Origin of the sequence: Mesorhizobium sp. BH1-1-4 (assembly GCF_020165665.1) — a bacterium.
Taxonomy (GTDB): Bacteria; Pseudomonadota; Alphaproteobacteria; order Rhizobiales; family Rhizobiaceae; genus Mesorhizobium.
The window spans coordinates 217871-243856 of record NZ_JAIUIN010000004.1 but is presented as its reverse complement, the minus strand read 5'-3'; the positions used below and the strand labels follow the sequence as shown (position 1 = coordinate 243856).

Annotated in this window: 17 protein-coding genes; 8 read left to right on the top strand and 9 right to left on the bottom strand. The window is 60.1% G+C overall.

The window, feature by feature from the left end:
* Window positions 1–81: 81 nt before the first annotated feature.
* Entirely contained in the window at window positions 82–612 is a 531-nt protein-coding gene (locus LB569_RS10080; protein ID WP_224692091.1) for a MucR family transcriptional regulator, read from the bottom strand.
* 320 nt (window positions 613–932) lie between these two features.
* Between LB569_RS10080 and LB569_RS10075 the strand changes: the two genes are divergently transcribed.
* From LB569_RS10075 to LB569_RS10055, 5 genes are all read left to right on the top strand, one after another.
* Window positions 933–1565 (top strand): peptidoglycan-binding domain-containing protein, encoded by a 633-nt coding sequence (locus LB569_RS10075; RefSeq protein ID WP_318013103.1) that lies wholly within the window; start codon window positions 933–935, stop codon window positions 1563–1565.
* Complete coding sequence (locus LB569_RS10070; RefSeq protein WP_224692090.1) at window positions 1466–4237, top strand: TerB N-terminal domain-containing protein; 2772 nt, start codon at window positions 1466–1468, stop codon at window positions 4235–4237. Before LB569_RS10075 ends, LB569_RS10070 begins: the two co-directional genes overlap by 100 nt.
* Window positions 4234–5556: an ATP-binding protein gene (locus tag LB569_RS10065; protein ID WP_224692089.1), complete on the top strand. Its 1323-nt coding sequence runs from the start codon at window positions 4234–4236 to the stop codon at window positions 5554–5556. The genes LB569_RS10070 and LB569_RS10065 overlap by 4 nt, the downstream gene beginning before the upstream one ends.
* On the top strand, window positions 5537–7795 hold the full coding sequence (locus LB569_RS10060) for a DEAD/DEAH box helicase (protein ID WP_224692088.1): 2259 nt from the start codon (window positions 5537–5539) through the stop codon (window positions 7793–7795). The genes LB569_RS10065 and LB569_RS10060 overlap by 20 nt, the downstream gene beginning before the upstream one ends.
* A gap of 114 nt (window positions 7796–7909) precedes the next feature.
* The gene (locus LB569_RS10055; protein WP_224692087.1) at window positions 7910–8818 is read left to right on the top strand and encodes a nucleotidyltransferase and HEPN domain-containing protein; all 909 of its coding nucleotides are present in this window, start codon (window positions 7910–7912) and stop codon (window positions 8816–8818) included.
* A 153-nt stretch (window positions 8819–8971) separates the two neighbouring features.
* Here the strand turns inward: LB569_RS10055 and LB569_RS32020 are convergent, their stop codons facing one another.
* The 6 genes from LB569_RS32020 to LB569_RS10025 form a co-directional block, all read right to left on the bottom strand.
* A complete protein-coding gene (locus LB569_RS32020) occupies window positions 8972–9181 on the bottom strand; it encodes a KTSC domain-containing protein (RefSeq protein WP_224692086.1) in 210 nt (69 codons plus the stop codon).
* Window positions 9174–10922 (bottom strand): ATP-binding protein, encoded by a 1749-nt coding sequence (locus tag LB569_RS10045; RefSeq protein ID WP_224692085.1) that lies wholly within the window; start codon window positions 10920–10922, stop codon window positions 9174–9176. Before LB569_RS10045 ends, LB569_RS32020 begins: the two co-directional genes overlap by 8 nt.
* Before the next feature lie 50 nt (window positions 10923–10972).
* The gene (locus LB569_RS10040) at window positions 10973–12223 is read right to left on the bottom strand and encodes an SIR2 family NAD-dependent protein deacylase (RefSeq protein ID WP_224692084.1); all 1251 of its coding nucleotides are present in this window, start codon (window positions 12221–12223) and stop codon (window positions 10973–10975) included.
* A gap of 532 nt (window positions 12224–12755) precedes the next feature.
* A complete protein-coding gene (locus tag LB569_RS10035) occupies window positions 12756–13334 on the bottom strand; it encodes a hypothetical protein (RefSeq protein WP_224692083.1) in 579 nt (192 codons plus the stop codon).
* A gap of 234 nt (window positions 13335–13568) precedes the next feature.
* Entirely contained in the window at window positions 13569–14594 is a 1026-nt protein-coding gene (locus LB569_RS10030; RefSeq protein ID WP_224692082.1) for a hypothetical protein, read from the bottom strand.
* A gap of 99 nt (window positions 14595–14693) precedes the next feature.
* The gene (locus tag LB569_RS10025) at window positions 14694–16175 is read right to left on the bottom strand and encodes an Eco57I restriction-modification methylase domain-containing protein (protein ID WP_224692303.1); all 1482 of its coding nucleotides are present in this window, start codon (window positions 16173–16175) and stop codon (window positions 14694–14696) included.
* Window positions 16176–16365: 190 nt separating this feature from the next.
* Between LB569_RS10025 and LB569_RS10020 the strand changes: the two genes are divergently transcribed.
* Entirely contained in the window at window positions 16366–17187 is an 822-nt protein-coding gene (locus LB569_RS10020) for a hypothetical protein (protein WP_224692081.1), read from the top strand.
* A gap of 283 nt (window positions 17188–17470) precedes the next feature.
* Here LB569_RS10020 and LB569_RS10015 read toward each other — a convergent pair whose 3' ends face one another.
* Window positions 17471–18037: a DEAD/DEAH box helicase gene (locus tag LB569_RS10015; protein ID WP_263494426.1), complete on the bottom strand. Its 567-nt coding sequence runs from the start codon at window positions 18035–18037 to the stop codon at window positions 17471–17473.
* Window positions 17980–20865 (bottom strand): TM0106 family RecB-like putative nuclease, encoded by a 2886-nt coding sequence (locus LB569_RS10010; RefSeq protein ID WP_224692080.1) that lies wholly within the window; start codon window positions 20863–20865, stop codon window positions 17980–17982. Before LB569_RS10010 ends, LB569_RS10015 begins: the two co-directional genes overlap by 58 nt.
* 300 nt (window positions 20866–21165) lie before the next feature.
* Here LB569_RS10010 and LB569_RS10005 point away from each other — a divergent pair, with 300 nt between their 5' ends.
* Together LB569_RS10005 and LB569_RS10000 are read left to right on the top strand one after the other, a co-directional pair.
* The gene (locus LB569_RS10005; protein WP_224692079.1) at window positions 21166–22425 is read left to right on the top strand and encodes an exonuclease SbcCD subunit D; all 1260 of its coding nucleotides are present in this window, start codon (window positions 21166–21168) and stop codon (window positions 22423–22425) included.
* Entirely contained in the window at window positions 22422–25889 is a 3468-nt protein-coding gene (locus LB569_RS10000; RefSeq protein ID WP_224692078.1) for an ATP-binding protein, read from the top strand. Before LB569_RS10005 ends, LB569_RS10000 begins: the two co-directional genes overlap by 4 nt.
* The last annotated feature ends 97 nt before the right edge of the window (window positions 25890–25986 follow it).

Sequence of the window (25986 nt, the reverse complement as noted above, 5' to 3'; positions counted from 1 at the left end):
TCCGCGGCGAAGCACGCCGGAGGGCAGCGCTTCATCACGTTCCGACCCGCGAGAGCCAGCCCCTCGGTCAGGTGCGGTGCGTCAAGTTTTGGCGGGTGCCTTGCGCGTCTTCTTCGGGGGTGATTTGATTGACGCCGCAATTGTCGCCGCTGCTGCCGCACGAGCAACTCGTTTTGATTTTGCTGCCGTGGCGGGTGCGGGCATCGTCGGCTTTCGGCCGAGCCCTGCTGCTTTGGCCAAGGCCGAGCGGGTTGCGGCATAGTTCGGCGCGACCATCGGATAGTCGGCCGGCAGATTCCACTTCTGTCGATATTGGTCGGGGGTCAGATCAAACTGCTGAAGATGCCGCCTGAGCGATTTGAATTTCTTTCCATCTTCCAGACAGATAATGTAGTCGGGCGTCACCGACTTCCTGATCGATACTGCCGGTTCCTGCTTGACCACAGGTTCAACCGGCGCGGTGCCGATTCCTTGCAAAGCGGCATGGATATCGCCGATCAGTTTCGGCAACTCTCCAACCGGCAGTGGGTTGTTCGACACATAGGCAGCGACAATGTCGGCGGCTATCGACACGGCATCAAGCCGGCCGTCTTGTTCGGCAGCAGTGGTCATATAGTTTTCCTCTTTGTGTGGACTGATTTCAGCGAATTCGATTTCCCCAGACCGCCAAGGCACAAATAGTGCGTTTCTTTCTACGATCCACATCTATTTCCGACATTATATAGAAAGATTCGCCTTCATCGCTCTGATCGACTGCAGATAATCTCCACAGGTTCGATTGATCCCATTTCAGCCGCGGCAGCCCGATCCTGATGTGACCTTCCTTTAGACGAAAGAGCGCCAGCCTGGATCATGCCAGTGAGCTCCATTATAGCTTTGGCGCTGGACCAATCGTCCGCAACGGTTAGATCCAGCGCAAGGGTCATTCCACGATGACGAAAAGTCGCCGGCCTAAAGTTCTGTTGAACTGCCGCTTCCGCTCAAAATGGAATTATAGTTGCGAGAGTTCTCAAAAGAACTCATCGCAGCTATGCTCGGAACCTCAGGGCGGGACAAACGGGATGAGGTTGCCATTCTATTGGACAATGGCTGTCGCTTTGGCGGCAGTTCTAAATGTTGCAGACACCGCAACTGCCCAGGATTCCCGATATTCTGCGCGACAGATTCAACAGGCCCTTGCTGAACATGGATACGACCTCGGGACCGCGGACGGAATTTGGGGACGCCGGTCCATCAGTGCGCTGAAGGCCTTTCAGAAGGCGAGCAATCTTCCCCAGAGCGGTACTTTGGACGCAGCGACGTCAGCCACACTTTTTCCGCAACCCCAGGTGACGCGTGGCCCATTGACGCCAATAGCCACGGACGCGCACCTGCCGCCTCCGACGCAGCCTGGTGTTCCAACGAAGACAACTCCACAGGCAAATAGCGGGGGCAAGCAGGTAGCGATGCCGCCCAGGCGCTACCTTTGCCGGCGCTCGCCGAGGGCGCTTCAGCCAAATCCGACCGTTTGGCATCGGAGCGCAACAAGATCAGAGAGGTGCCAACGACCCAAACGCCGCGTTTGATCTATTTGGGCCTGCTAGGGGTAGCAGCCGCGTTTTTCATCCTTCGGAGACGCCGAAGAAATTCAGCCGCGGAGTCGGTTCCAACGGCATCCGAAAGAAAACGCAGCGAACCTGAGCAAAGTGTCAATCGCCCCGCGAGGACCGATAGGCATCGTCTCAATCGCCCCACCGATCGCATGGTTCCAGCCAACGGTGCTGGGAAGGAACCAGTCGACCAAAAGCCGGCCCTGCCGGCGGATGTTGCCGCTTCTCTTGCGGTACACAGCGCTGCGGTCGACGATTTCATCCGGCACGGTGAAGCGGTCGGACGACCCAAATCAGAGGCCAATCCTTCAGCCGGGCTGCCGGCCTTTCCCACTAAAACGTGTTGGCAAAGCATCGAGACCAAAGTCACCCCGGTGCCGACTACAAACGAGGTGTCGCTCGCATCGCGCAATGCTGAGGTCTCGGATGTCTCCAGGCAGGGCGGCGCTAACACGGCCGGGACGGACCAGCCGCGGTGGTTCGACCGGGTGCGACCGGCACCCGCCGCGCGCCAGTCGGCAGATTGGATTCCTGCGAATACACCAGCAAAAGCGGGAAACCACGACATTCCCGGCGGCATGATCTATGTAGGCGAACACCTGCCGAGGCAGGGCAGTTCAACCGACGCAGAGAACTGCTTGATCAACCCGAGATTGACCGTGGGCTCTCACGGCGATCCGCTGGGTCAAACGATGGGCTACTGGCCGTCTTACTCAAGCATTTCGCCCGCGGCGCGAAAATCGTATCTGGACTGGCTTGCCGGATCGCGATCCGATCCCGACGCCTATATCGGATACGTGTTCCTCTATTTCTACGGTCTCGAACGCCGCCTCATGTTGGAGGAGAGCCCACCCGACGCCGATGGTGTTGTTGCCGAGGTTCGCCGGCTGTTGCAGGTATATGGAGGGAATGGCTCGTTCAAACGTTATGCTGGTGAGTTGCTTTCGGCTTACCAGCTAAAGTCGGCTCAGTTGCCGGAAAAGTTTGATCTGGAGGTCGAGGAAAATAGCTACGAAATCCCGCTAATGCTCAAGGTCGCCCTTGGGGTGCGGGTGCGGAGCGGAGAGGCGATCGAGCCGGACCTTTTGTTGGCCTACGTCCTTGCCGACCCTGAAACGCGGGTGCGAACGCCGGCGCGACGGGCACAGACTCTCTTGCGAGAGCTGTTCGCGCAAGCGGTGGAGAAGCAATATCCAAAAGGCGTGCGTGTTCCGGCCGCCGGAATGCGGAAACTGAAGGTCAACTACCGTGCCTGCAGCGGGACGTTCGATCTTGCAATTCGCCCCTTTGGCGGAGACCTGCCGGACATCACAAACCGCAGCGAACCGATAGGCGGTGCCCGCCGGATCTTCGACGACTGCACGGATCGGCTCGACGACTACAGCCGCATGCTGGGCCGTACGGAAGGACTGAGGCCTAGCCTTGCGGCTGTGGCTCAGCTGCCCTTAGGTTTGCGTGTGAAGAATGCTGAAGAGCTTCCTGGCCGGCCGTTGAGGCGGTTGCGAGAACTGTCGAATGATGACGGGCTAATATCGATCCAACAGCTCGCTGAGTTGGCAGGGATGGAGCCCACCAAAATTTCCGCGCGGGCAAAGCAGAAGGAACTGGCCGCAATTCTGGCAGCCTTTGGCTATGGTCATACCGCCGACCCTTCCTTTTCCCTCAAGTCCGCAAAACCAAGCGAAATGGCGATGGTCTTTGGCCGGGAACGTGAAGCTGAAGCTGATCCCGAACCGAGCCAGCATTACCGCCCCATGCAACTGTCAATCATGCTCGGCATGGTGATTGCCTTCGCCGACGGTCTGCTCCACCCCATGGAAGAACGCAGGCTCTTCGACAGGGTCGACGGAGCACCCGGCCTGTCAAGGGACGAACGCGTCCGCCTCAAAGCCGAGATCAAGGTCTGCGCCGCCGATGCCAGCCGCGTCGTGGATTGGACCAAGCGCATAAGCGACGTGCCAAATGACCGCCGTGAAGACCTCGCCGATGAATTAGTGGCTGTCGCTGCGGCAGACGGGACCCTCCATCCACGAGAAGTGTCGCAGCTCGAGAAGCTGTTCAGACAGATGGATCTGGACCAAAACTCGCTATATTCGCGACTGCAGGGGAGTGTCGCGCCGCAGAACAGGCCGCGCGACGGAAATGACGATCTTCCCCTTGTTATCCCAGCCGGAATCCAACCGCCGGGCATCCCGGTGTCGCCGGCGCCTCCCAGGGCGCCTACGACGCTTGTCGACATCTCTCGTCTCGAAGCGATCCGGCGCGAAACCCGGACGACGTCCAGCGTCCTTGCCGATATCTTCGTGGACGAGGCAGAGCCGGCAATAGAGCTTCAGCCCGCGACCGAGGAAATCGAGACATCCAATGGGGACGCGCGCTTCGATGGGCTGGAGCGACGCTATGCGTGGCTTCTGTCGCAACTGATTGAGCAGGAAACCTGGACGGCTTCGGATTTTGAGCGTTTGGTGCGCGGTGCCGATCTGATGCCCGGTGCGGCGAAGCAGGCAATCAACGATTGGTCCCTCGACCGCTTCGACGAACTGGTCCTGGATGGCGAGGCTCCTGTCATCGTCAACGCCAGCCTGTTTTCCGAGGCTACTCCCCAATCTCCGTCGCTTACCGTCTCTGTCGAAGGAATGTCTGCATGACGACAAAACCTCCACCTATCAAACCAAGAGATCGAGACACCATCATCAGCGCCTTGCGTGCCGGCGTGGTCCCGCGCATCGGTCTCCAGCATATTCAGGTGGGGCGCCAGCGCGAGATTGAATCGCTCATCCAGGACATCGAGCGGATCGGCAACGGCGGGTCGAGTATCCGTCTCGTCATAGGCGCCTATGGTGCCGGCAAGACCTTCTTCCTGTTTCTCATCAGGCAGATCGCACTTCAGCGCAAGCTTGCGGTCTGCCAAGCCGACCTTTCTCCGGATCGCCGCATCCACGCCACCGGCGGGCAGGCACGTACGCTCTATGCCGAGCTCGCCACCAGCCTTGCGACCCGTACCGCTCCGGATGGAGGGGCGCTCAGAAACATTCTGGAAAGCTACATCCAGAAAGCCTCCGAACGCGCTTCCTCAGGCGGGACGACTATTGAAATCGCCATCAAGGATGGCCTTGGCGATCTTCGCGAGATGGTCGGTGGCTATGATTTCGCAAATGTTATCGTTGCCTATGCGCGGGGCTACGAGGAAGGAAACAGTAATTTGCAGGACGCCGCGCTGCGGTGGTTGCGCGGCGAATACACGACTAAGACAGAGGCGCGAGGCGATCTGGGCGTGCGCACCATCATCGACGACGCGTCCTTTTACGATGGCCTGAGATTGCTTGCCCGTTTCACAAGGCTCGCCGGTTTTGGCGGCCTGTTGGTCTGTCTCGACGAACTCGTCAATCTTTACAAACTGCAGAGCGCCCAGGCCCGCAAACAGAATTACGAACAGATCCTGCGCATCTTCAACGATGTCCTGCAGGGGACGACTCAGGGCATCGGCTTCATTCTGGGCGGGACGCCGGAATTCCTGCTCGACACGCGGCGCGGCCTTTACTCCTACGAGGCCTTGCAGTCCCGCCTTGCCGGAAACAGTTTTGCGGGCAATGGCCTGGCCGACTACTCCGGCCCGGTGATCAATCTGCCGAACCTGACGCCGGAGGAACTCTACCATCTGCTGGAGCGGCTACGCGACGTCTTCGCGGCGGGCGATCAGGAAAAATGGCTAGTTCCGGACGCGGCACTCCACGCCTTCATGGACCATTGCGCCAACCGGATCGGCGAGGCCTATTTTCGGACCCCGCGCAACACGGTGAAGGCCTTCGTCGATCTGCTCGCGATCCTTCAGCAAAACCCCGGCACAGATTGGAAAGACATGCTCGGCGCATTGGACGTCGCGGAAGATCGAGGCGGTGGAGGCGACCTGCCCATCGACGACGTCGAAGGGGGAGCGGACGACGAGCTTGCAACCCTCCGCATTTGACGCGCTTTCCGAGCCGGTCAGACGCTGGATATGGCAGCGGAAATGGCCGGCGCTTCGGGACGTGCAGGAAAAAGCTATCCCGGTCATCCTCGCGGGCGGCGATGTCGTGATCTCCGCACGCACTGCCGCCGGCAAGACCGAAGCCGCCTTTCTCCCATTGTTGACCCGGTATGCCGAACACGCAGGCAGCGCCGATGGGTTCGCCATCCTTTATGTCAGCCCGTTGAAGGCGCTGATCAATGATCAGCACCGGCGGCTGGAAAGCCTCTGCGAAGGCAGCGGCGTTCTCCTGCACAAATGGCATGGCGACGTGTCGGCGGACGCCAAAACCCGCGCACGAAAGCGACCTTCGGGTATCGTGCTGATCACTCCGGAATCGCTGGAGGCGTTGCTCGTCCGCAGGGGCGGTGAGGTAGCGCAGATGTTTTCGCGTTTGGATGCGGTGGTCATCGATGAGTTGCATGCCTTCATCGGCACTGAGCGTGGCATGCAGCTGCAATCGATTCTGAACAGGATCGAGGTCGCGACCAAGCGAGACCGCATCGATCGAATAGGGCTTTCAGCAACACTCGGCGACATGAGCCTGGCTGCCGAGGCGCTGCGGCCCGGCAAGGGCGCCAGCGTGACGATCGTGGAAGGCGAAGACGAGGGGAACGGGGTCCGTTTGCAGATCCGGGGTTATCTGCTGGACGGCACCGCCCCGGGCGATCTTACGGTCACCACAGACGATGGCGATCCGCCCGAAAAGTCGACCGAACTTTTCGAACAATCGACGGTGCCAGCAACGCTTGCGGTCGATTTGTTTCGCCTGCTGCGCGGCCAGAGCAATCTGCTGTTTGCCGGATCTCGCGCCAATGTCGAGGTCTATGCCGACATGCTGCGTTCCATGTGCGACGAAGCGAGCTTTCCAAATGAGTTCTTCCCGCATCATGGCAATCTTGCAAGGGCCATGCGCGAGGAGGTCGAAGCGCGGCTTCGAGACGATCCGCGCCCGACCACTGCGGTCGCGACCACCACGCTGGAACTCGGAATCGACATTGGCGAGGTTGAGACAATCGCGCAGATCGGGCCGGGTTTTTCGGTCTCGTCACTTCGCCAGCGCCTCGGCCGATCCGGCCGCAGGGCCGGAAAGCCCGCAACGCTGCGCATGTTCGTCATCGAGCCTGCCGTCGGCAAGGGAAGACACCCAATTGACCGGCTTCGCCTCGATCTGGTTCAGTCGATTGCGATGGTTGAGTGCCTGCGGGCGGGATGGTGCGAACCGCCATCGCCAGCTGGGCTGCATCTCTCAACGCTGCTCCATCAAGTGATGGCGCTGATCGTGCAGACCGGGGGCGTAAGCCCGACAGTCGCCTGGAAACTGTTGTGTGAGCGCGGCCCGTTCCGAGCCGTGGACAGGACGCTGTTTGCCGAATTGCTTCGGTGCATGGCCACGCCTGAAAACCAGCTGATAGAGCAGTCCCCAGAAGGCTTGCTCATGATGGGAGAGACCGGTGAAAAGATCACGCAATCGTACGAATTCTATGCTGTTTTCGCTACTGAACGGGAATACCGGATCATCAACGATGCACGCACGCTCGGCACCTATCCGCTGAGCTCTCCGCTTGCACGGGGCGAAACCATCATTTTTGCCGGACGCCGCTGGCAAGTCATCGAAATCGACGATCGCGCTCGGGTTATCATGGTCAAGCCGACACGGGCTGGAAAGCCACCGCATTTCAATGGCAAGGGGGCAGCCATCCACGATCACGTGGTGGCAACGATGCGCACGGTTCTCGCATCCGACGAGGCCTACCCCTATCTCGATCCTGCAGCCAATCGCCTGCTGGACGACGCGCGCAGTTCTTTCCTGGACCTGCAGCTGGATCGCCGTTCCATCATCGCGCACGGGGAGGGAGTCCTGATATTCCCCTGGGTCGGAACCAGGAAGCTGCAGACGCTAACCCTGGCGTTGCTGGCGCGCGAGTTCAAAGCATCGCATTTCGGCCATGCCATTGAGCTTCAGGAATGCGAGGTCCAGAAAGCCATCGAAACTCTGCAGGATATAGCTGGTTCGCCGGCACCAGACGGAAAAGACCTTGTCGTACGACTAGCGCAACCAGCATTGGCAAAATTCGACAATTTCCTCACAAACGACCTGATGACACTGGTCACAATGGTGGAGAGAATCAGCGCCAAGGACTTGCCCCTGATCGTCGCCAACGCACTGGAAAATCCCAGGACGCATAAAGTGACATAAACCAACAGAATCAATTGCTCGCAGCCCGCATTGGCACCCTTTCGCATATAGCCAAGCCTGCTATAACGAGCCCTTCGACGCGCTCCTGCGTTCACCAGATTTGAACCGACCAGGATGAAAACCAGCATCGATCACTTGCCGGAGCACAAGCAGGAGGAACTGGCCCGCGTGGTCGAAATCCTGCATGCCGAATTCGAGGACGCGCTGGCCGAGAGCAGCGCGGACTGGAAGAAGAGCGGCCGCATCCTGAAGATCATCCTGTTCGGATCCTATGCCCGCGGCGACTGGGTCGACGAGCCGCTCACGATGAAGGGTTATCGCAGCGATTTCGATCTGCTGGTGGTCGTCAACAACAACAAGCTTGCCGACTTCGCCTACTGGTACAAAGCGAAAGATCGGCTCGATCGTGATCGCGCCATCAAGACGCCAACCAGTTTCATCGTGCACAGCCGCCGCTTCGTGAACACGGCGCTGCGCCAAGGGCAGTACTTCTTCACCGACATCCGCCGCGAGGGCATTGTCCTCTACGAACTCGACGATGAGCCGCTGGCCGAGCCCAAGCCGCTCACTCCAAAGGCTGCCTATGAGAATGCCAAAGGACATTATGAGAGCAGGCTTCCAGGCGCGATAGGGTTTCTCGACACATTTCAATACGTCCTGAAGCAGGGCCGACAGAAAGAGGCAGCATTTCAACTTCATCAGGCGATTGAGCACACATATTCAACGCTACTGCTCGTGCTGACGAACTACAGTCCACCTTCCCACAAACTCACATTTCTGCGGGCCTTGGCTGAGGACCAGGATCGACGGTTGTCCCAGGCCTGGCCACGCGACCAACAGCGTGTTCGCGCCTGGTTCAACACGCTGAACGAAGCTTATGTGAAGGCTCGGTATTCCACGCGCTACGAGATCAGCGAGGACGCGCTTGTCTGGTTGGGCGAACAGACAGCGGTACTTCAAAAGAGCGCAGCACAGATTTGCCTCGAGCATCTGGAGCGAATGGCTCAACGACTGATCGCTTGACGGCCTCATGAGCACAAACAGTGAGGAGCGTAAGAGCCGAGGGCGGCGGCGTACCAGAGAGTAGGACGGCATGGCCCCACCTTGGCGCAAGCGCAGATGGGATGGGAAGCGAGAGAAAGGAACGAGTTGCTGCTAACGCCTAGTCACCTGAGGCTAAATTCGCGCCTCGGGAAATCGACCCTTGATTTCGGCGTTAAAGAACGTCCCAAGAGACTCAGATTGAATGAAGCGGTCGTACATGAAGTTGGGGAAATTATAATACTGATACACTCCTCCGTGGCGAAACATTATCTCCAATGTCTCTGAGTTAGGCTCATAGCCAACCTCAGCCAAGTTTCCAGATGTGACTGGAGATCTATCCATTTATGTTCTCCTCGGGGCCATCGTCGGCAGTCCAATTCGGGTCCTGAGCACGCCATGATGCCACCATGCTTTCGTACTCCTCAGGAGTGCGCGTTTTGCGCCAACTCGCCGCTACTTGCGGGTCTTCGCTTTTTGGTCTGCTGTCGGCTGGGGGAAGTGTGATGCGGCATCGTACAGGTAATCTGGCTGCTTCACCTGTTATGATCGCCTCTCCGGTTCGGAGTACGGGCAGGCTATCAGCAATGCCGCTCAAGTTGTCGGGCAGAGCGGCCTGTACCCTAGTGCGATCCGCGCTATTGCTCAAACGCAGGGCAATGAACGTCCCGCATTGCGATAGTATGGTGTCATCGATCTCAGATGGCCGTTGGCTGACGATCATAGCCCCTATGCCGAACTTGCGTCCTTCCTTGACAATTCTCTGAACCATATTGCGTGCAGGACTGTCAGCATCCTTGCCGAGGTAGCGATGCGCCTCTTCCATGACAACCAGTTGAGGTCTCTGACGACCCCCCTCGGGGCGTTCACGACCCCAAAAGAGTCCTTCATAGATAATCGTCAGGATAGAACCTATTAGCTGCACCAGGACTGTGCTGGGTATGCCAGACAGGTCTAGCACGGTAATTGGCTTGTCGTGCCCCAGCCAACCCTCCAACAGTTCCGCGAGGTCTTTAGCTGAGACACCAGCTGTGTCTGGATTCCACTCACCTGGAGTCAGAAGAAACTCGAAGCGTTTGTCCAGAAGCCGAGATCGCATTCTGTCCAGCTGACGTCGGATGCCAAGCACGTTTATGTTATTCAGGTATGGAGCAGTGTTGTTTGTGGTTGCCGGCTGGTAATTGGGCTGCTGCAGTGAACTCGCATCACCTTCCACCAATATCGCACGAACAGATTTGCCCGTGTCAGACCACGTTCTGACTTCAGGATCGATCAGATCAAACCACAGCTGACGAAGGCTGTAGGGGAGTGGGCTGTCGACGGTCATCGAGCTGGGGTCAACGCCAGCGACCGGCGCGGCAGCTACCAGTGCTTGCTTGGCCGCGAAAACCTTGTCCAGGATCGCAGTCGACGCCCGATCGTCCAACTTGCCCATCAAAAACTCTAAGATGTCTGAAGGCGGTAATGCCCAGTACGGAATGACTAGTCTATTCTCACCTTGCAGTGGCGCGACCCGAAAAACTTCTGCCACCTCACCAAAGGAGCGAGCGTACTCTCCATGTATGTCTAGCAGCAGGATTCGGGCATTCGGAAAACCTTCATTGCCAAGTGTGGAGAGCGACCTCAGTAAGCTTGCAACGGTAGTAGATTTTCCTGAACCGGTTGAGCCTAGGACGGCACTGTGACGGGTGAGTAGTTTATCTAGGTCCAGTCGAACTGGGACGCTTTCGGCATTGGCCAGGCGGCCTACAACAACCTGTCCGGTTGTCTCCACACCGTAGATGATGGCCAAATCGTCTTCCGTAACCAGATGCACGTCGTCGTTGATATTTGGGTATTGGCTAATTCCACGTTCAAAAGATGCTTCTACAATCTCACCTACTAGCTGTACGGTCATCCACCTCTCGCCGCGATCGCGCAGGTCGATGAGCGCGGCTGGAGTAGCGCTGGCACCAACTTCAGAAATAATACCGTACAGATCATGGTAGCCTTGCGGTATCCGCACAAAACTACCGACCTGACCGATGCGATAGCTTCTGCCTCCAATAATGGCGATGCCTGAGGCAACGCTTGATGCAAGCCTCACGCTTATCGTGGCACCTGTCACGGCGCCGACAGAACCGAGAATTGTAGGAGTCATGGCGTCAAGCCTAACGCTGCCGATGGCGCAATCGGTGCTGGCGTTGCTGCACTAGTCGAGCCAACTACCGAGCTAGGAACGGCGACAGCAGACGGGGGGTCAAGAGCTTGACCGGAACGTGACATCACGAGAAAACGGGCGAAGCTAGAAAAATCGCCGAGAAGGAACCTTGGACTTCCTCCGCCGACCGAACCCCAATATGTCTTTCGTATGGGTTCCCAATCACGGGCCGGCGGGTCACCGGGACGCCAGTCTCCAGCCACGCCGTTGATTATAGCCCTGTCCCGCGCATAGACACTGAAGTTAGGCCGCTTCTCCGCCAGTGCTTCGGCAAATTTCTCAGATGCCAGTTCCTGGTATTGGAACGCGAACAAGCTGGCGGATGGATTGGCGGCTAGGCTCTCATCAACCCGAGCTGCAACATGTGCGTCAGCAAAGGAGAACCCCACGGAAATCAGGAGTGTGTCTTTGGTTGTCAAGAAGGCGCGAAGGCGGTCAAACAATGCAGCGTAGGGTGCTTTCTGTGTGAGGTCGTACTTAAGATGCTCGGGATAAATTAGGTGGGTGGCAGACGTAAGGCCGGTACGGATGACCTCGCCAGAGCTGTTCGCTTGCCAACCCAGCGACCCATGGACTTTCCAAAGCCGAGTCCAGCGAGATGGTAGGTCATTAGTAGCGACGCTCACCGGATCGAAAAAAGGCTCTCGCCCTCCCGTAAAGCCATCGAAATAAGGAGCGTGCGCTGCCTCAAATGCCTCTTCAAGAAGCAAATCATAGTTTGTTGTGAATACCTCGACAGGATGATCCCTATCCGTTCCGACAATCCAGTTCACGAGATCTTTGTAGGGCGTATCCCCAGGTGGCAATTTAACACTGACAGCTGACCCAATCTCGTCGCAAATACGCTGGCTAAATTTTGTATAATTCGGTCCGTCGAGGCCATCTACTTTACTGCCTCCCAGCACGTTTGCGAGTGATCGAACCCTAGACAGTACCGTCTCAATATTTGCCCCGGGATGCACGGCTTGTATCGCAGCAATCACAGCACCATAGTCGGGCTCCAAGGCGGTTAGTACATCCTTCGTAAGGCCCTGCACCGCAGCTATAAGGGGCTTGCCGGTACTAGGGTCCATCAGGCCGGCTGCTGCACCCGCGCCAATAAGAAATCCAATACGCTTTCGACCTTGCGCGACGATCGTTCGCAAGTCCGCCATATAGCGATCTGGATTGTGAATGCTGATTACCAAGCCCCGTGCCTCCCGCATTTTTTTCTTATCGAATCATTGTTCCACCCGATTCAACCGCGTGAAAGATACAAGGTTTATACATAACTACGTTGCCCAAAACAATTAATCGCCAGTAGTCCTAGGGTATTTACCCAACGTGCACGTCGACAATCGTGTTGAGCGACATTCCGATCCTCGGCGATACGAACCGTTTTCGTCTCCTAGATTCTTGCAAGCTTTTGCGACCTATATCTAGAGATGGCCAGGTCCTCCTCTATCAACAGCGACATAGCGGTGGCTAAGCGCGAAGCTGTCGCTCCCAGATCGATTGAATCGCAATGCCGAAGGCAAGCTTTGACTCGCGCAGCATGTCCTTCATGTCGGCGCGTGCGAAGACGGCGCAGGGCCAATCACCGGTGTTCAGCGCCTCGATCTTTCTTTTGGGGTGTCGAGCGCCGGCACGATAACGTCTTCGAAAATAGGACTGATCGTCAGGTCGTGCTTCGACGTCAAAACGTCGGCATAGCAATTCTTCCAGCGAAAGGGCGTCAGCTCAACCTCCAAGTCTCGCCGCCTCAGCTATGTAGTCGCGATAGGCGAAGTTGATGAGGTCTCGCACCAGTTCGAGGAGGCCGCCGGTCGGCAGTCCCTCGAACGGGTCGCCATGGGCTAGAGTGTTTCTCCGCTCGGCGAGGGTCGGACGCGTCACGCCCGTCAGTTGGCCCACCGCCGTCCCGCCGCAGCGCGTCACCATCGGGATTTGCGCGTCGGTCAGGCTGTCTGCATCGACCATGTGCTTGAGGAGGCTGGCGAAGTTTTGCCTGCCCTTGGATATCTGGGCGCCATAGCGATCCATCACCGCCACCTCCAAAGCGATCAGGGCGGCGAGCTCGCCGGCCTTGACCAAGCCAAAATCCACCCAGCCCAGCAGGTAAAGCGTCTGCGCGCGAGCGAACTTCGCCCGCACAATTTCGGGTGTCCGCGCGTCGATCCCAAGGCCTTCGACGAAGGTGCGCCACTCGGCTGGGGTTTCGAACAGAACAAACCCACCGGGATTGCCGGGCGTCGGCCAAGCCAGCTGCATCGGCTCTTCCCGGGCGGCGAGGTCGATTTGGGGGCGATCCGTCATCATTGTTATGACACGCGTCGCGGCATCCGTTCGTTCCGCAGGCACTCGATGCCGTACGCGTCGACACGGATGCGAAACTGGCGGATGTCGTGCACTACAAAAGTCCCGTCGAGCCTACCGATCATGTTGGCCGGGCGCCGCCGTTCGCGCCCCAACGCAAGATTAGGGGCGAAAGAACAAGGAGCGGTCCAGGGCGTCGCAGCTGGAAAGGATCGGTGCTAAGAATGCGTCCGGCTATCACTTGGATAAGACCGAGGCGCGGCGGCGTCGCGCTTCCTCGTGCATGTTCACAGGTGTGGTGCCAATGACCCGCATGACCATCGCAGCCAGAAAGCGACCAGGCGCCAGTTCCGCCGGAGTGCGATCCTTGAGGATTCTCACCTTCGGAAGACGCCGGATGATTTGGTCGGCCGTGGCATCGGGGATTGATGCAGGTACTTCCTCCGCCTCGCCTTCAGGCTCCGGACCGGGTTCCAATATTCCAGCTGGGGGTGGTTCTATCGGCTCCTCTGGCAGCGAGACATCGTCGGCATATTCCATCAGGACCAGGCACGTGGCGTGGTACGCGTCATCCTCTTGTCCAAGCTTGACGAGTAGATCGAATAACCAATCCGCTGTCTTGGGCTCCTTCTGCAAGATGTCCGAGCGGACACCGAAAACGAAGCCGAGGGCTGCGAGCGGGTGCCGCAGTCGCAGGTTCTTGGCGTCGCCGTACGACTCCTCGATCCGATTTGGGGCGTTCTTGCCGTACGAAGAGTCCATGCGCTTGGTTGAGACAAGCAACTCGGGACCTGTTGGCCAATCTGTAATAATTACGTCAACTTGCTTTAGGTAATTCTTCCCAAGGATGGCTGCAGACGATGAGGTAACGCCGGGTATCGATGTCTTTTTTGCTATGCGATCCGCTACTTGCGCTCGCAGGTTGCTGGGTAGCGAGTTAACAAGCGCTGAGACTGCAGCGGGAAGGATGCGCGGATTTGTCGGTCTGGGCCACACTTGATCTCGTTCAAAACCCGCCCTGCGGAGTTCATAGCTCAGCCATACATCGAGGGCTAGCGCCGGAACACCGGATTGGGTTGCCGCCTTCAGATGCAGGGGAACGCCAAGCAACCGCTCAAGTGTCTCGTAGTCCGGTTCGAAGCCCAACTGTCCATCTGGGCCGATGACCCAAGGATTGCTATGCAAGCCCCCAGGCGCCGCGTGAGCGACAATATGATCGAAAAGGACCCAGGCTTCGGTTTTCGCGGACGGTCTGGCGGCCATTAAGAGCTCTCACGTTGCGGCGGATAGCAAACTTTGTTCGCATTTGCCGCATTCAGTTGATCTGTTTGTCCAATAAGCCTTTGCCACCGACCGGAAGGGTCAATCAGCGTAGTGCCGCCAGCGCTGGAGCGATCCGATCGCGTCTTCCCATTGGTCGTCATTTGTCTTCCGGATTGTCGCAGCCGACGGGAAGACAATCCTTCCGGCCTCGCGGGGCTCCAGTTTCAACATCCCACCACCGAGCGCATGACCTTCGAGTTCGCAGCTCAACCTTACGAAGGGCGACGACCATTGTGGCAACAGCTTGCTTGCGAGTGCCTGGTCTCGCACACGGATCGCGTGGAGGCTGTTGGTGCAGGATACGCCAGCGGCGTTCCTGACCAGGTTCACATTGCGCCCCGACATATAGCTCATCACGAAGTCGGGAATCTGGACATCAGGCACCGCATACCAAGGTGCGCGGTTGCGGCACTTGTACCCTTGCCTCGCCTCGCGTCCAGCACTGCTGTCGAGATAGTTGCTTACGGCCGTCGGAAGCTGCTGATCGCGCGTCAGTCTCAGCAGCAGCACCGGATCATCGTTGCGTTTCCAGTCTTCAACCGTGGCCCTGGTAATCTGCTTGTCCGGCATAGCACGACCATTGCGAAGCGACGGCTGCAGGAATGCGGACGGGATACGCAGGCGCTTAGCGTCTGAGGGCCTGAGGTGAAAGAAGTCGTTGTCGCCGCTGACATAGCCGATTCCAACGGTCGCGAAATCAGCAAGCCGATGCGTGTGCGGATCGGCAAGCGTAGCAGCATACAGGCCGCGCACCGACGCAGGCAGCAGATAGGGGCGCAGGCGCCGGTTCCAGACGGTGCGCCATTCTCCAACGTCGACCTGCATTGTCGGCTTGGGCGGCGTCCTTGCCGGCACGAACTCGTCGACAACCGTCAGGTCGATCTTGTCAGCCTTGCCGCCAAAGCCCTCGGTATAGAGTAGCCAGCAATCCTCCGAGAGCGCCGGGAACAACTTCTTGCGCACTGCGACGATTTGCACGATCGAGAATGACGCTACGAGATAGTCGAGCAGGGGCGCGGCGTAGGGCGCGTGGCCGATCTCCGCCGGCACTACGAACGCCATGCGGCCTCCGCGCTTCAACAGGCCGGCGGTCGCAACGATAAACGGCGCCCAAGACGAGGACAGCCCGCTGAAGCGCACGCCCAGATGAAGACACAGATCCAGTGCCCGCCGCCGCATATCGCCCTTGAACGTCTGGTACCGAATAAAGGGGGGGTTGCCTGCGGCGCACTCGAACCGCTCGCGGGTTTCGATGGCCCAAGTGAAAAAATCGCCCTCGTGCACCAAGGCACCCGGCGCGTGCTCGATCGCACGGTGCGCCGAGACCGGGTTTTGCTCGATGCCGACACTGTTGCGGTGAAGGGCCAAGAATTGACCCTCCCCGCACGAGGGATCGATCAGGCGGTCGGTGGATTTGCGGCAGGCCCAAGCGACCAATGCCGCACTCACGCCATCGGGCGTGAAGTATGCGCCCGATCGCTTCTGCGAATATTCCGGAGATGACCCCACCATCGTGCGCACCTTAGTCAAATCGGTTCGTCCCGCAACTGGGAAAGCGAGAACATAACGCGAACTTACCCAGTCGGCAACTCTGCCTTGGAGGATGCTATCGGCCGTTCAATATGGTGTGGGTCAGCCCACCGCAGGCCCGCCAACTCGGGTATCGCCATAGCTTGGTCAGCCTGTGGTATACATCGGAAGGGGCAAACAGATGATCGAACCCGAACAGGAACTCGTAGCGCGTGGTTGCGGCAAGTGGTCGGACCCGGACGTTCCGAAGAACGGCTGGTCCTGCGCATATGTCCGAGACCTGGGTCCGGGCAAAGGCCGTCACAAGACCTGCGAAATGTGCGAGGCGATCCACATTCGCTTCGTCCATATCATGCGGCATCCGGCAGGCCTTGAACTTGAGGCTGGCTGTATCTGTGCGGGTCACATGGAAGGCAATCTTGCCGCTGCCAGGGCGCGCGACGACGATCGCAAGCGAGCGGCGGAGCGTGTCGCACGCCGTGATAAAGCACTGGTGAAAGCTCGGACCCAACTCGGTCAGATCGATGTTGGAACGAGGAGTCACGACCAGATGTCGTTGCTAGTGATCCCGACATTGGAACGGCTGCGCAAAGTTGTCGCTCGTCGCGTCCGCGAAGCCGGGAAGGATGCGAAGGATCATGACTACATCTTAGAGCACATTGAGCAGTCCGACTTTCTGGCTGAGGTCGAATTGGCAATCACGACTGCCAAGGAGCGCCTGAAGACTTTGCTGGCTCAGGCGCGAGCCGAGCAACTTGCCTCGGAATTGAAGCATCCGGTCTGGTGGCAGACGCCCAAGGGGCAACAGTTCACGACCTCGCACAACGATCGCGTCCAGATTTTTCGCCGCCCCGACGGTAAGTGGGGCGGGCTTTACCAGCTGGCCGGCGATACTGAGGTGACATGGGCCACGCGACGCTACGATGACATGGATGCGGCAGCAAACGCCGCCCTTGCCGTGCTGCGCCAGAAACTTCGTAAGACGGGGCGGCTTCCCGCATGAATGTAATCACGTGTTGTCCGGCCGATTCAAACCCAATGCGGAGCGACGAGAGAGGAGAGAGAGAGAGAGAGAGAGAGAGAGAGAGAGAGAGAGAGAGAGAGAGAGAGCGGACATCGACCCGGTCTTGGCCCTCTGCCGCCACGGCATCGCAATTGCCCAAATCGGCGTCGGCCAGGCCATGAATTGGCTCGTTGCAGCCGCAACTCATATTCAGGCTGCGCATCGCGACCCATGTTCCTCGTCGACACCGCTTGGCCGGACATTGATGCCGCCCGGCGAGGACCTACGGATCGACCGTAACGGCCATTTCTAGGTAGCGGCAGAAGCCGTTAGCAAGCTGCATCTGACGCGGCGTCCGGCATTCCGGCTCGAACACGTCCGGATTGGCCACGAGAATGCACAGTGCCTTGGCGCGGGAGATGGCCACGTTGAGGCGGTTCGCGCTGTAGAGGAACTCCATGCCACGCGGGGCGTCGCCATGACTGGAGGTCGCGATGGAATAGATCACGATGGGCGCCTCCTGTCCCTGGAACTTGTCAACCGTCCCTACTTTCGCGCCGGGGAGGCGCGCCTGGATTTCAAAGACCTGCGCGTTATAGGGGGCGATTACCAGGATGTCTTTCGGGGTGAGCGACGCCTCGTTGCCCTCGCGGTCGCGCCAACCTGCACCTGAAGCAAGTATCCCCAGCACAATACTGCGGATACGGTCGGCCTCCTGCGGGCTGGAATTCGCGTTGCCGCTGTGCTGCACCCCGACATAGCGCAAGCCGCTCCCGCCAAGCGGGCCGTCCATCAGGATGGCCTGGTTCTCGAGACCGGGACGGGGAAGGAGGCGGCTTTCGTAGAACAGTTCGGAGGTGAAACGGCAGATGTCACAGGGTGGAGGCGCCAGGTCTGATCAAGAAACAGGCCCTGGTCCTCGGCAATGGTCTGCCGCCCCCCGAGAAGGTGATCGAGAGCCGAGACCTCAGTCCCCTCGGGATGCGACCCCTGCGTCGGCTGCTCAAGCTGCTGGGGATCGCCGAGCAGGACAAGGCTGGCTGAGGCCGGCGATATGGCAAGCACGTTGGCGAGCGACATCTGCGCGGCCTCATCGACGAACAGCACGTCGACGAGTCCGGCCGCATCCGGCCGGGCCCACAGGAACCCGGTGCCGCCGAGGACGTGGTAGCCGCTTGCAAAGGCGCCGAGGGCCTCGGGGTTCTTCGTCGTGAAGGTGAGGTGCGGGACATTGTCTTCTACATCCGTGACCTTGTGCAGGCACTGCAGGTCGAAGCCTTCCTTCTTTGCTTCCTCGGCGGCCTTTGCGAGCAGGTTGCGAATGACCTTGTGGCTGTTTGCGGTCACCCCCACGCGAAGGCCGGCCCTGACCAGCGCAAGGATCGCGTAGGCGCCGGTATGGGTCTTGCCCGCGCCCGGTGGTCCCTGGATTGCGAGCACGCCCTGCAAGGCCGGGACGAGGCGGCAGGCCGCATCGACCGGGCTCTCACTTGGCTGGCGCAGCGCCGCGCCGCCGGCATCGGGCGGCCGCCGCAGCAGCAGATCGCGCGCCGCCTTGTAGGCACCGGGACCGCCGATGCCATGATCGGCCACGTACTCGCCGATCCGCACCAGGGACTCGGCCAGAACAGCCGTATCGATGTAGGTATGGGCGAAGATCGCTTCGGGGTGAAAACCGGCAGTGTCGCCCCGCTTCTTGATGTCGACGAACCGATGTTCCAGGTCGACGGCCTCGACTTTGCCGAACCGCTCGCCGCCAACGCTGCGCAAATCCTCCCCGCCGCGAAACTCCGCGTCCTGCGAGGGAAATCTGTAGCGGTGGATAGGGGCCTTGTCGGTTCCGCCCACGGTATCGACGAACTCGAGGCCGGCGATGCCTGCCCGCTCGTCCTCCAGCTCGTCCGCGGACAGCGCTGCCAGCCGGAAATATTCCCACCAAATCGCCTTCTCTTCCCGGCGATGCCAGTCAAGTACGTTCGCCAGCACGTAGAGCGCCTGCTGCTCGGTGCTGCGCTCCGCTGGGTCCACCGGAATGCCTTCAGCCAGCACGGCCACCACTGTATCGATCCGCGCCTGCCAAGCTGTAATCTCCGGGGAAGCATCCTCTCCAGGCGGAGCCGGCCGTGGAACCTCCACGCCTGAGGCGATCGCGTCAGTCCGCAGGCGCTCCAGCCAGTCACGAAGCCGCGCCGTCGAGACGCAGTCATCTTGATTGTAACCCGCAACGACGGCCCTATCGTCGGCATTGATGCCGTCTGCGTCCCCGAGCTCCAGGCGGGCCTGCACCTTGCTTAAGGCATGATTGGCATCAGCCAGCGACACCGCGCGCGTGAATTCGTAGAGCGGCTCCAGCTTCTTGATGGAATAGCTCTCGACGCTGGCGCGGATGGCGTGGCGGACCACCGCGTAGAGATCGACCAGGACCTGCCTGCGCAGCAGCGTGTCGATCTCTTCCTCGCGCGTGGCGTAGCGCCCCATCAGGCGTTTGAGCGCGCCCACCTCATAGGCCGCGTAATGATAAATGTGCATGCCGGGATGGTGCGCTCGCCGCTCGATCACGAAATCGACGAAGCGCTCAAAGGCTGCCTTTTCATCGGCCTGCGTGAGACACCAGTCGGCGACGTAGGTGAGCGCGCCCTCTGCGTCCTTGAAGGCATAGCCGAAGAGATATTCGAGGCCGCCATCGCCGACGAAGGGGTCGCCTTCGAGATCGAAGAAGATATCGCCGTCGTTCGGCTCCGGTAGCCGGCACAGGCCAAAGCCCGGTTCTATCGGCAGGGCTTCATGGAGCAGCCGCCCGGCCGCGCGCCCCGCAACCTGGATCCGCGCCTGCTCCCGGATGCGATTGTAGGACGAGGCGGCGCCGCGCTCCGGCTTCCACGGCAGCGGCAGGGGGAGCTCGGCTAGTGCTGTAATGGTGGGCACGTCGTGGCCGGCGAGCTCACCGCGCTGCACGGCCGTGATCCCGGCCACAAGGGAGAGGTGGTCGTCCTGGTGGCGCTGGTCGTCGCATCGGCCGCGCCAGCGGCAGATGTCGCAATGGGCGACCGGCTCCGGATAGGTGCGGACGTCTCCGTTCAAGGACGCAGTGAAGCGTTCCCGTACATTGCGGTAGTAGGCGGCATAGTCGCTGACCCGAAAAGCCTCCGGCTCGAAGCCGGTGAGCGGTGCGACAACGTAGGCGCATTCTGGCACGAGCCCCTGCACGTGCCCGACGAGGTCAGAATAGAGGCAGAGCTGCAGCACCGTCCCACCCCTGGTTTCGCGGGCGAGCTTGGTGTCGATGACTTCATAGGACCAGGCGCCAAGATCGCTTGGTGTCTCGACGCGCCGGAGGATGTCGGCCCGGCCCGTGAACGGCGGCATGCGTAGCGCGGCCTGCACGATGATCTGCGCGCCGGCACGCATCGCCTCGATCGTGGCGGCCACGGAGCCGTTATCTATGCCCTTGCCCTCGATGACCACGACCGCAAGGCCCGACGCCCGCAGGTGATCGACATAGGCCGCCTCATGCGCGGCCCCGCGCTGCTGCAGAATCTCGAGCAGTGGGTCCCAGATCTTCGGCTTTTCGAGCGCGCCGTCCGCAACCTGAAGGTCAAGAACGGTCAGATGGCCGCAGTTCAAGTAGCCGACCAGATCGGAGGCGCTAAGCTGTAATTGGGAGCCGATTCTCAGCATAGATAAAAGTGTGCGCAGATTGGTGACAGCTAGGCAATTCGACATCGCATGGATTTGCCGTATCGTCTGCTGTCGTTCGCTGCGCCATGCCGATGGCACAACGACCCCACTCTCCTCGGTCTTTCACGCTTAGGACTAGTCGAAGCCTTTCCTGACCGTTGTTTCCTGCTCCCCACAGCGAACCGAGCCGATTAAATACACCGGGGCTTTGTCGCGCAGCCTTTTCGCCGTCTCGGGCGGTGAAATTCTTCTATCGGGCCTCAATCGAACATCGGTATGTTCGCAGCCGGAGACCGCTCAATGGCATTTCGATTCGTACACACGGCCGATATTCATCTCGACTCGCCGCTGCGTTCGCTGGCGATGCGAAACGGCGACCTTGCCGAACTTGTCGGAGACGCCAGCCGCCAGGCATTCATCTCCATAGTTGACCTCTGCCTTGCGGAACGGGCCGACGCGCTGGTCATTGCCGGCGATCTCTACGATGGCGACCAGACGTCGATGAAAACGGCGCGGTTTCTGGCGTCACAGATGACACGACTTCACCAAGCCGGGATCAAGGTTTTCAAGATCCGTGGCAATCATGACGCCATGTCGCGGATATCGAAACAGCTCGTGTTCCCGGACACGGTCACGATTTTCGGCGGCCGTCCCCAGTCAGTGCTGCAGACAGCCGGCGGGCTCGACGTCATGTTCCATGGCTTGAGCTTTGCCAGCTCCAAGGCACCGGACGGTCTGCTCCCCAAGTATTCAGCTCCGCGTGAAGGCGCGGTCAATATCGGCATCATGCATACGAGCCTGGCTGGATCGCCTGGCCACGACGTCTATGCCCCCTGCAGCGTCGCTGACCTGCACAGCCATGGCTTTGAGTACTGGGCACTTGGGCACATCCATGTCCGCCAAGTCCATCCCGGGGCGAGCACGGTGGTGATGCCAGGAATTCCGCAGGGCAGGGACATCAATGAGGCTGGAGAGAAATCCGTCACGCTGGTGACGATACGAGACGATCGCAGCGTCGAAATCGAGGAGAGGCTGACCAGTATCGCGCAATTCGAGCGGGTGAACGTCGACCTGGCCGAAACGGTGGAATGGTCCGAAGTCGTCGCGCGGGTCCGCTCCGCGCTCGAAGCTATCCGGACGGCCGTCAGATCCCGCCATGCCGTGATACGCCTCGGCGTGGCTGGGGCGTCACCTTTGTCCTGGGCATTGATCCGTGACCGCGACCTGCTGCTCGCAGAAGCTGAGCAGGTCGCGGAACAGACGGGGGACACATGGGTGGAGAAGCTCGAGCTCAGCGTTGTTCCAGCCGCAGCCGAAGCATCCGAGGGCGTCGCTGATCCGATTTTGGAACTCGCTCAATCCATGCGCGCCGATGCCAGCTCGGAACCTTTCCGTGCCGAGGCGAGGGCGTTGGTCCAGAAGATGATCGCGGATCTTCCGCCTGAGGGGCGTGATTTCGCGGGCAAGGACGAGGCCGAGCTGGAGTTGTTCCTCGACAGGGTGCTTGCCAACGGCGCTGACCTGGTTACTGCGCGCCTCAAGGCCGGTGGATCACAATGAGGCTCCGGCGACTTGATCTCGTCCGCTATGGCAAGTTCACCGACAGGACGATCGACTTCGGGCCAAAACCGGAATCCGGTCCGGACCTGCATATCGTCTTCGGTCTGAACGAAGCCGGCAAGTCGACCGCGCTTTCGGCCTATCTCGACCTTCTGTTCGGTATCGAGGAACGCAGCCGCTACAATTTCCTGCACGAGTACAGCGCTATGCGCATCGGCGGGGTGCTCGAACTCGGCGGCGCGGAGCACACGTTCACACGCACGAAACAGCGCGCCAACTCATTGCTGAACGCGACTGGCCAACCGGTCAGCGAAATGGCGATATCAGCCCATCTCGCGGGGCTTTCTCGCGACTCATACGAGACCATGTTTTCGTTGGACGACGAAACGCTGGAAGCAGGTGGAAAATCAATCCTGGAATCGCGCGGCGACCTGGGCAAGCTGCTGTTCACGGCCAGCGCCGGCCTCGGGCACGCAAGTGATACATTGAGCGTGCTGGAGGCCGAAGCGGACAGGCTCTATCGCAAGCAGGCACACGGAACCGAGCTTGCGCTGCTCAAGAAGCGGCTTACGGAACTGAAGGCCGGTAAGGACGCGATCGACACCTTGGCGTCGACTTATGAGAGCCTTGAAGCCGAGCGTCTCGACGCGACAGAAAAATACAATCGCAGCATCGCCGAACGGTCGGTGCTGTCGGCTCGGCTCGATACAATCGCGAAGTATCTTCGCGCGATCCCGATCCTCGCCGACATCCGACGTAAGGAAGCCCAACTGGCCGAGTTGCCTGAGATCGATTCACCGTCACGGACCTGGACCGGCAGCGTTGCCGACATGATCGAGACCGACGCCAGTCTGAGAACGCGGCTATCCGCGAGTGTTGACGAGCTCGAGCGGGTCACGACGAAAATCGCGTCCGTCGACGTGGACGCGGTGATCCTTGCGATCTCCGAACGGGTTCGCGGCCTGGCCGACCGCAAGGTGCGCCACGTCTCGGCCGGCCTCGACCTGCCAAGTCGCAGGACGGAGCTGCAAATCCTCGACAATGCCGTAGCGACCTGCCTTGCCGCGCTTGGTAGGTCCTCCGAGCCACACCCCGCCAACCTGCTCTTGCCTGCTGCAACCATCGGCGCGGTGCGCGCCATGGTCGAGCAGCGATCCGGGATCGTTACCAGCGTGCGCGTCGCGCGCGAGGAGGCCGCGGCCGCTGCTGACGCGCTCCAGGCGGCACGCGAACGGGTCGGCGAGGAACGGGCGGTGCCCGAGCCTGCCAGGGCAAGGCTAGTTTCGGCTTTGTCGGCGGCAAAGACCAGCGGGCATCTGGGGGAGACCAAGGCGGCACGCGAGGCCGCGGATGCCGGTGAAATTCGATGGGAGGCCGCGATTGCACGCTTGCATCCCTGGTCGGGAGATGCTCAGGCGTTGGCCAGGGTCGCCGTTCCGAATGCTGGACAGCTCCGCGCATGGAAGGCGCTTGCAGCAGAGCAGGGCAAGAGCAGGGGGATTCTTTCCGAACGTCTTGCCGAGCACCAGGGTCATCACGACTTGCTTGCGGCGCAGCTGCAAGCCCTTCGAGCCTCGGTCGATGTCGCCGACGATGAGGCAGCGAACGCCATTCGGCGCGTCCGGGACGAGGCGTGGGCAAGGCATCGCCATGACCTGACTGGGGAAACGGCGGATGATTTCGCGGCAGCACTGGATCGAGACGACAGCGTCACAGCGGGCCGCCTCGCCAACGCTCGGGAGCTCGTTGATATCCGCAGCACAAACCGCAACCTCGCAGAGACCTCGGCCACCATCGCGCATGTGCGCAGCCAACTTGAACGCAACAGCTCAGATCGCGAGGCTCTGCTCTCGGAAATTTCTGCAGCCGCAAGAGATCTGCTTGGAGAAATCCCGGAGACGTCCCCCGAACGGCTGATCGAACTGATCGAGGATCGCATTGGTGCCCGGAGCGATGCGCTAGCGGCCTGGGAGGAGATAGAGCTTTCTCGCAAGAAGACCGAACGCGCGGTTGATCAGGAAGGCCGAATACGCGTGGAGCTGAGCAGTGCGCTGGCGAGCGTCGGTGTCGGCTCGGATCCTGATGACAGCCTGGAGACGGTCATGGCCGTGGCGGAGCTGTTCCTTGAACGGCAATTCAAGGTGGACGCTGAGCGCACCGAGGCGCTCAAGACCGTCGGCACAAGGCAAGAGGATTTGGCCGCCAGGCGCCGAGCCATCGAAGTCGCAGAGCGGCGTGACGATGAATGGCTAGTTGGCGTTGCCGAGGCGCTTAAGGGCACCTGGCTAGAGAGCGGCATCTCGGCGCCCGGCGTCGGCGGGGTCCTCGATCAATTGGCTGAACTGTCCAAATGTCTTCAGGACCGGGACGCCATGCAACTTCGTATCGAGAAGATGGAGGCCGACAGGGACAATTTCCTGGGCGAGGTTGCCGCTGTTGCAGCCGAAGCGGGTGAGGCGGCCGACGACGAACCTGAACAGCTGGCGATTCGACTTGCCGAGCGCCTGGAGCGCGCCGAGCGCACGCTTGAGGCCAAGGCAAGCCTCGTCAATGACCTGCAGCGCCTACAGGATGGGCGTGAGATCCTCGATGCAGAGGTTTCGGCGCATGAGCGGCGAAAACACGAGGTTCTGAGCGTCTTTGGCGTGGCCACGTTGGCGGAGGTCGTGCAACGCGACGAACTGCTGCGCGACAGGGACCGCCTGCGCACAGCCGTGGCCGAACTTGAGGAGCAGGTGTCGTCCGAGCTCGCGGTCGATGGGTTCGAGCAGGCGCATTCGACATTGGATGCTGTCGATCTCGACAGCCTTGCGATCGAGAAGGCCGAAGCCGAGCAACGGCTTCACGATCTTGACGAGGCATTACAACAGCAGCTCATTCGGCAGACGCGCGCGACCGACAAGCTGGACGCCATCGGCGGCGACGCGGCTGTGGCCCGCATAGATGCCGAAAGGCGCACCGTCCTTCTGGAGATCGAGGAAAAGGCTGTCCGCTACATCGAGCTAAAACTGGGAGTAATGTCGGCCGGGAACGCTCTGCGCATCTACCGCGAGCGCCACCGCTCCGGGATGATGGCGCGGGCGTCTGACGCGTTCGCCCTGATGACACGCGGCCAGTACTCCGGCCTGACAACCCAGCCGGTGAAGGGTGGGGAAGTGCTCATAGCAATGCAGCGGGACGGGCAATCCAAGGTCGCCGACGCGCTGTCAAAGGGCGCGCGTTTTCAGCTCTACCTGGCGCTCAGACTTGCCGGGTACTACGAATTCGCACAGTTTCGACCGTCAGTTCCGTTCATCGCCGACGACATCATGGAGACCTTCGACCATTTCCGGTCCGAGGAAGTTTTCCGGTTGTTCGGGGAGATGGCGAGTGCCGGCCAGGTGATTTACCTCACGCACCACCAGCACCTGTGCGAGATCGCCAAGTCCGTTGTGCCCGATGTCATGATCCACGAGCTCGGATAGCTGTGAGTCTGCGATCAAGACAGATCTAAGGGCTTTTCACTTGTTTGCGTTGGCAGTGCGGGAACTAGCGAAGTTTCGACCGTAACTCGGGCGAGGA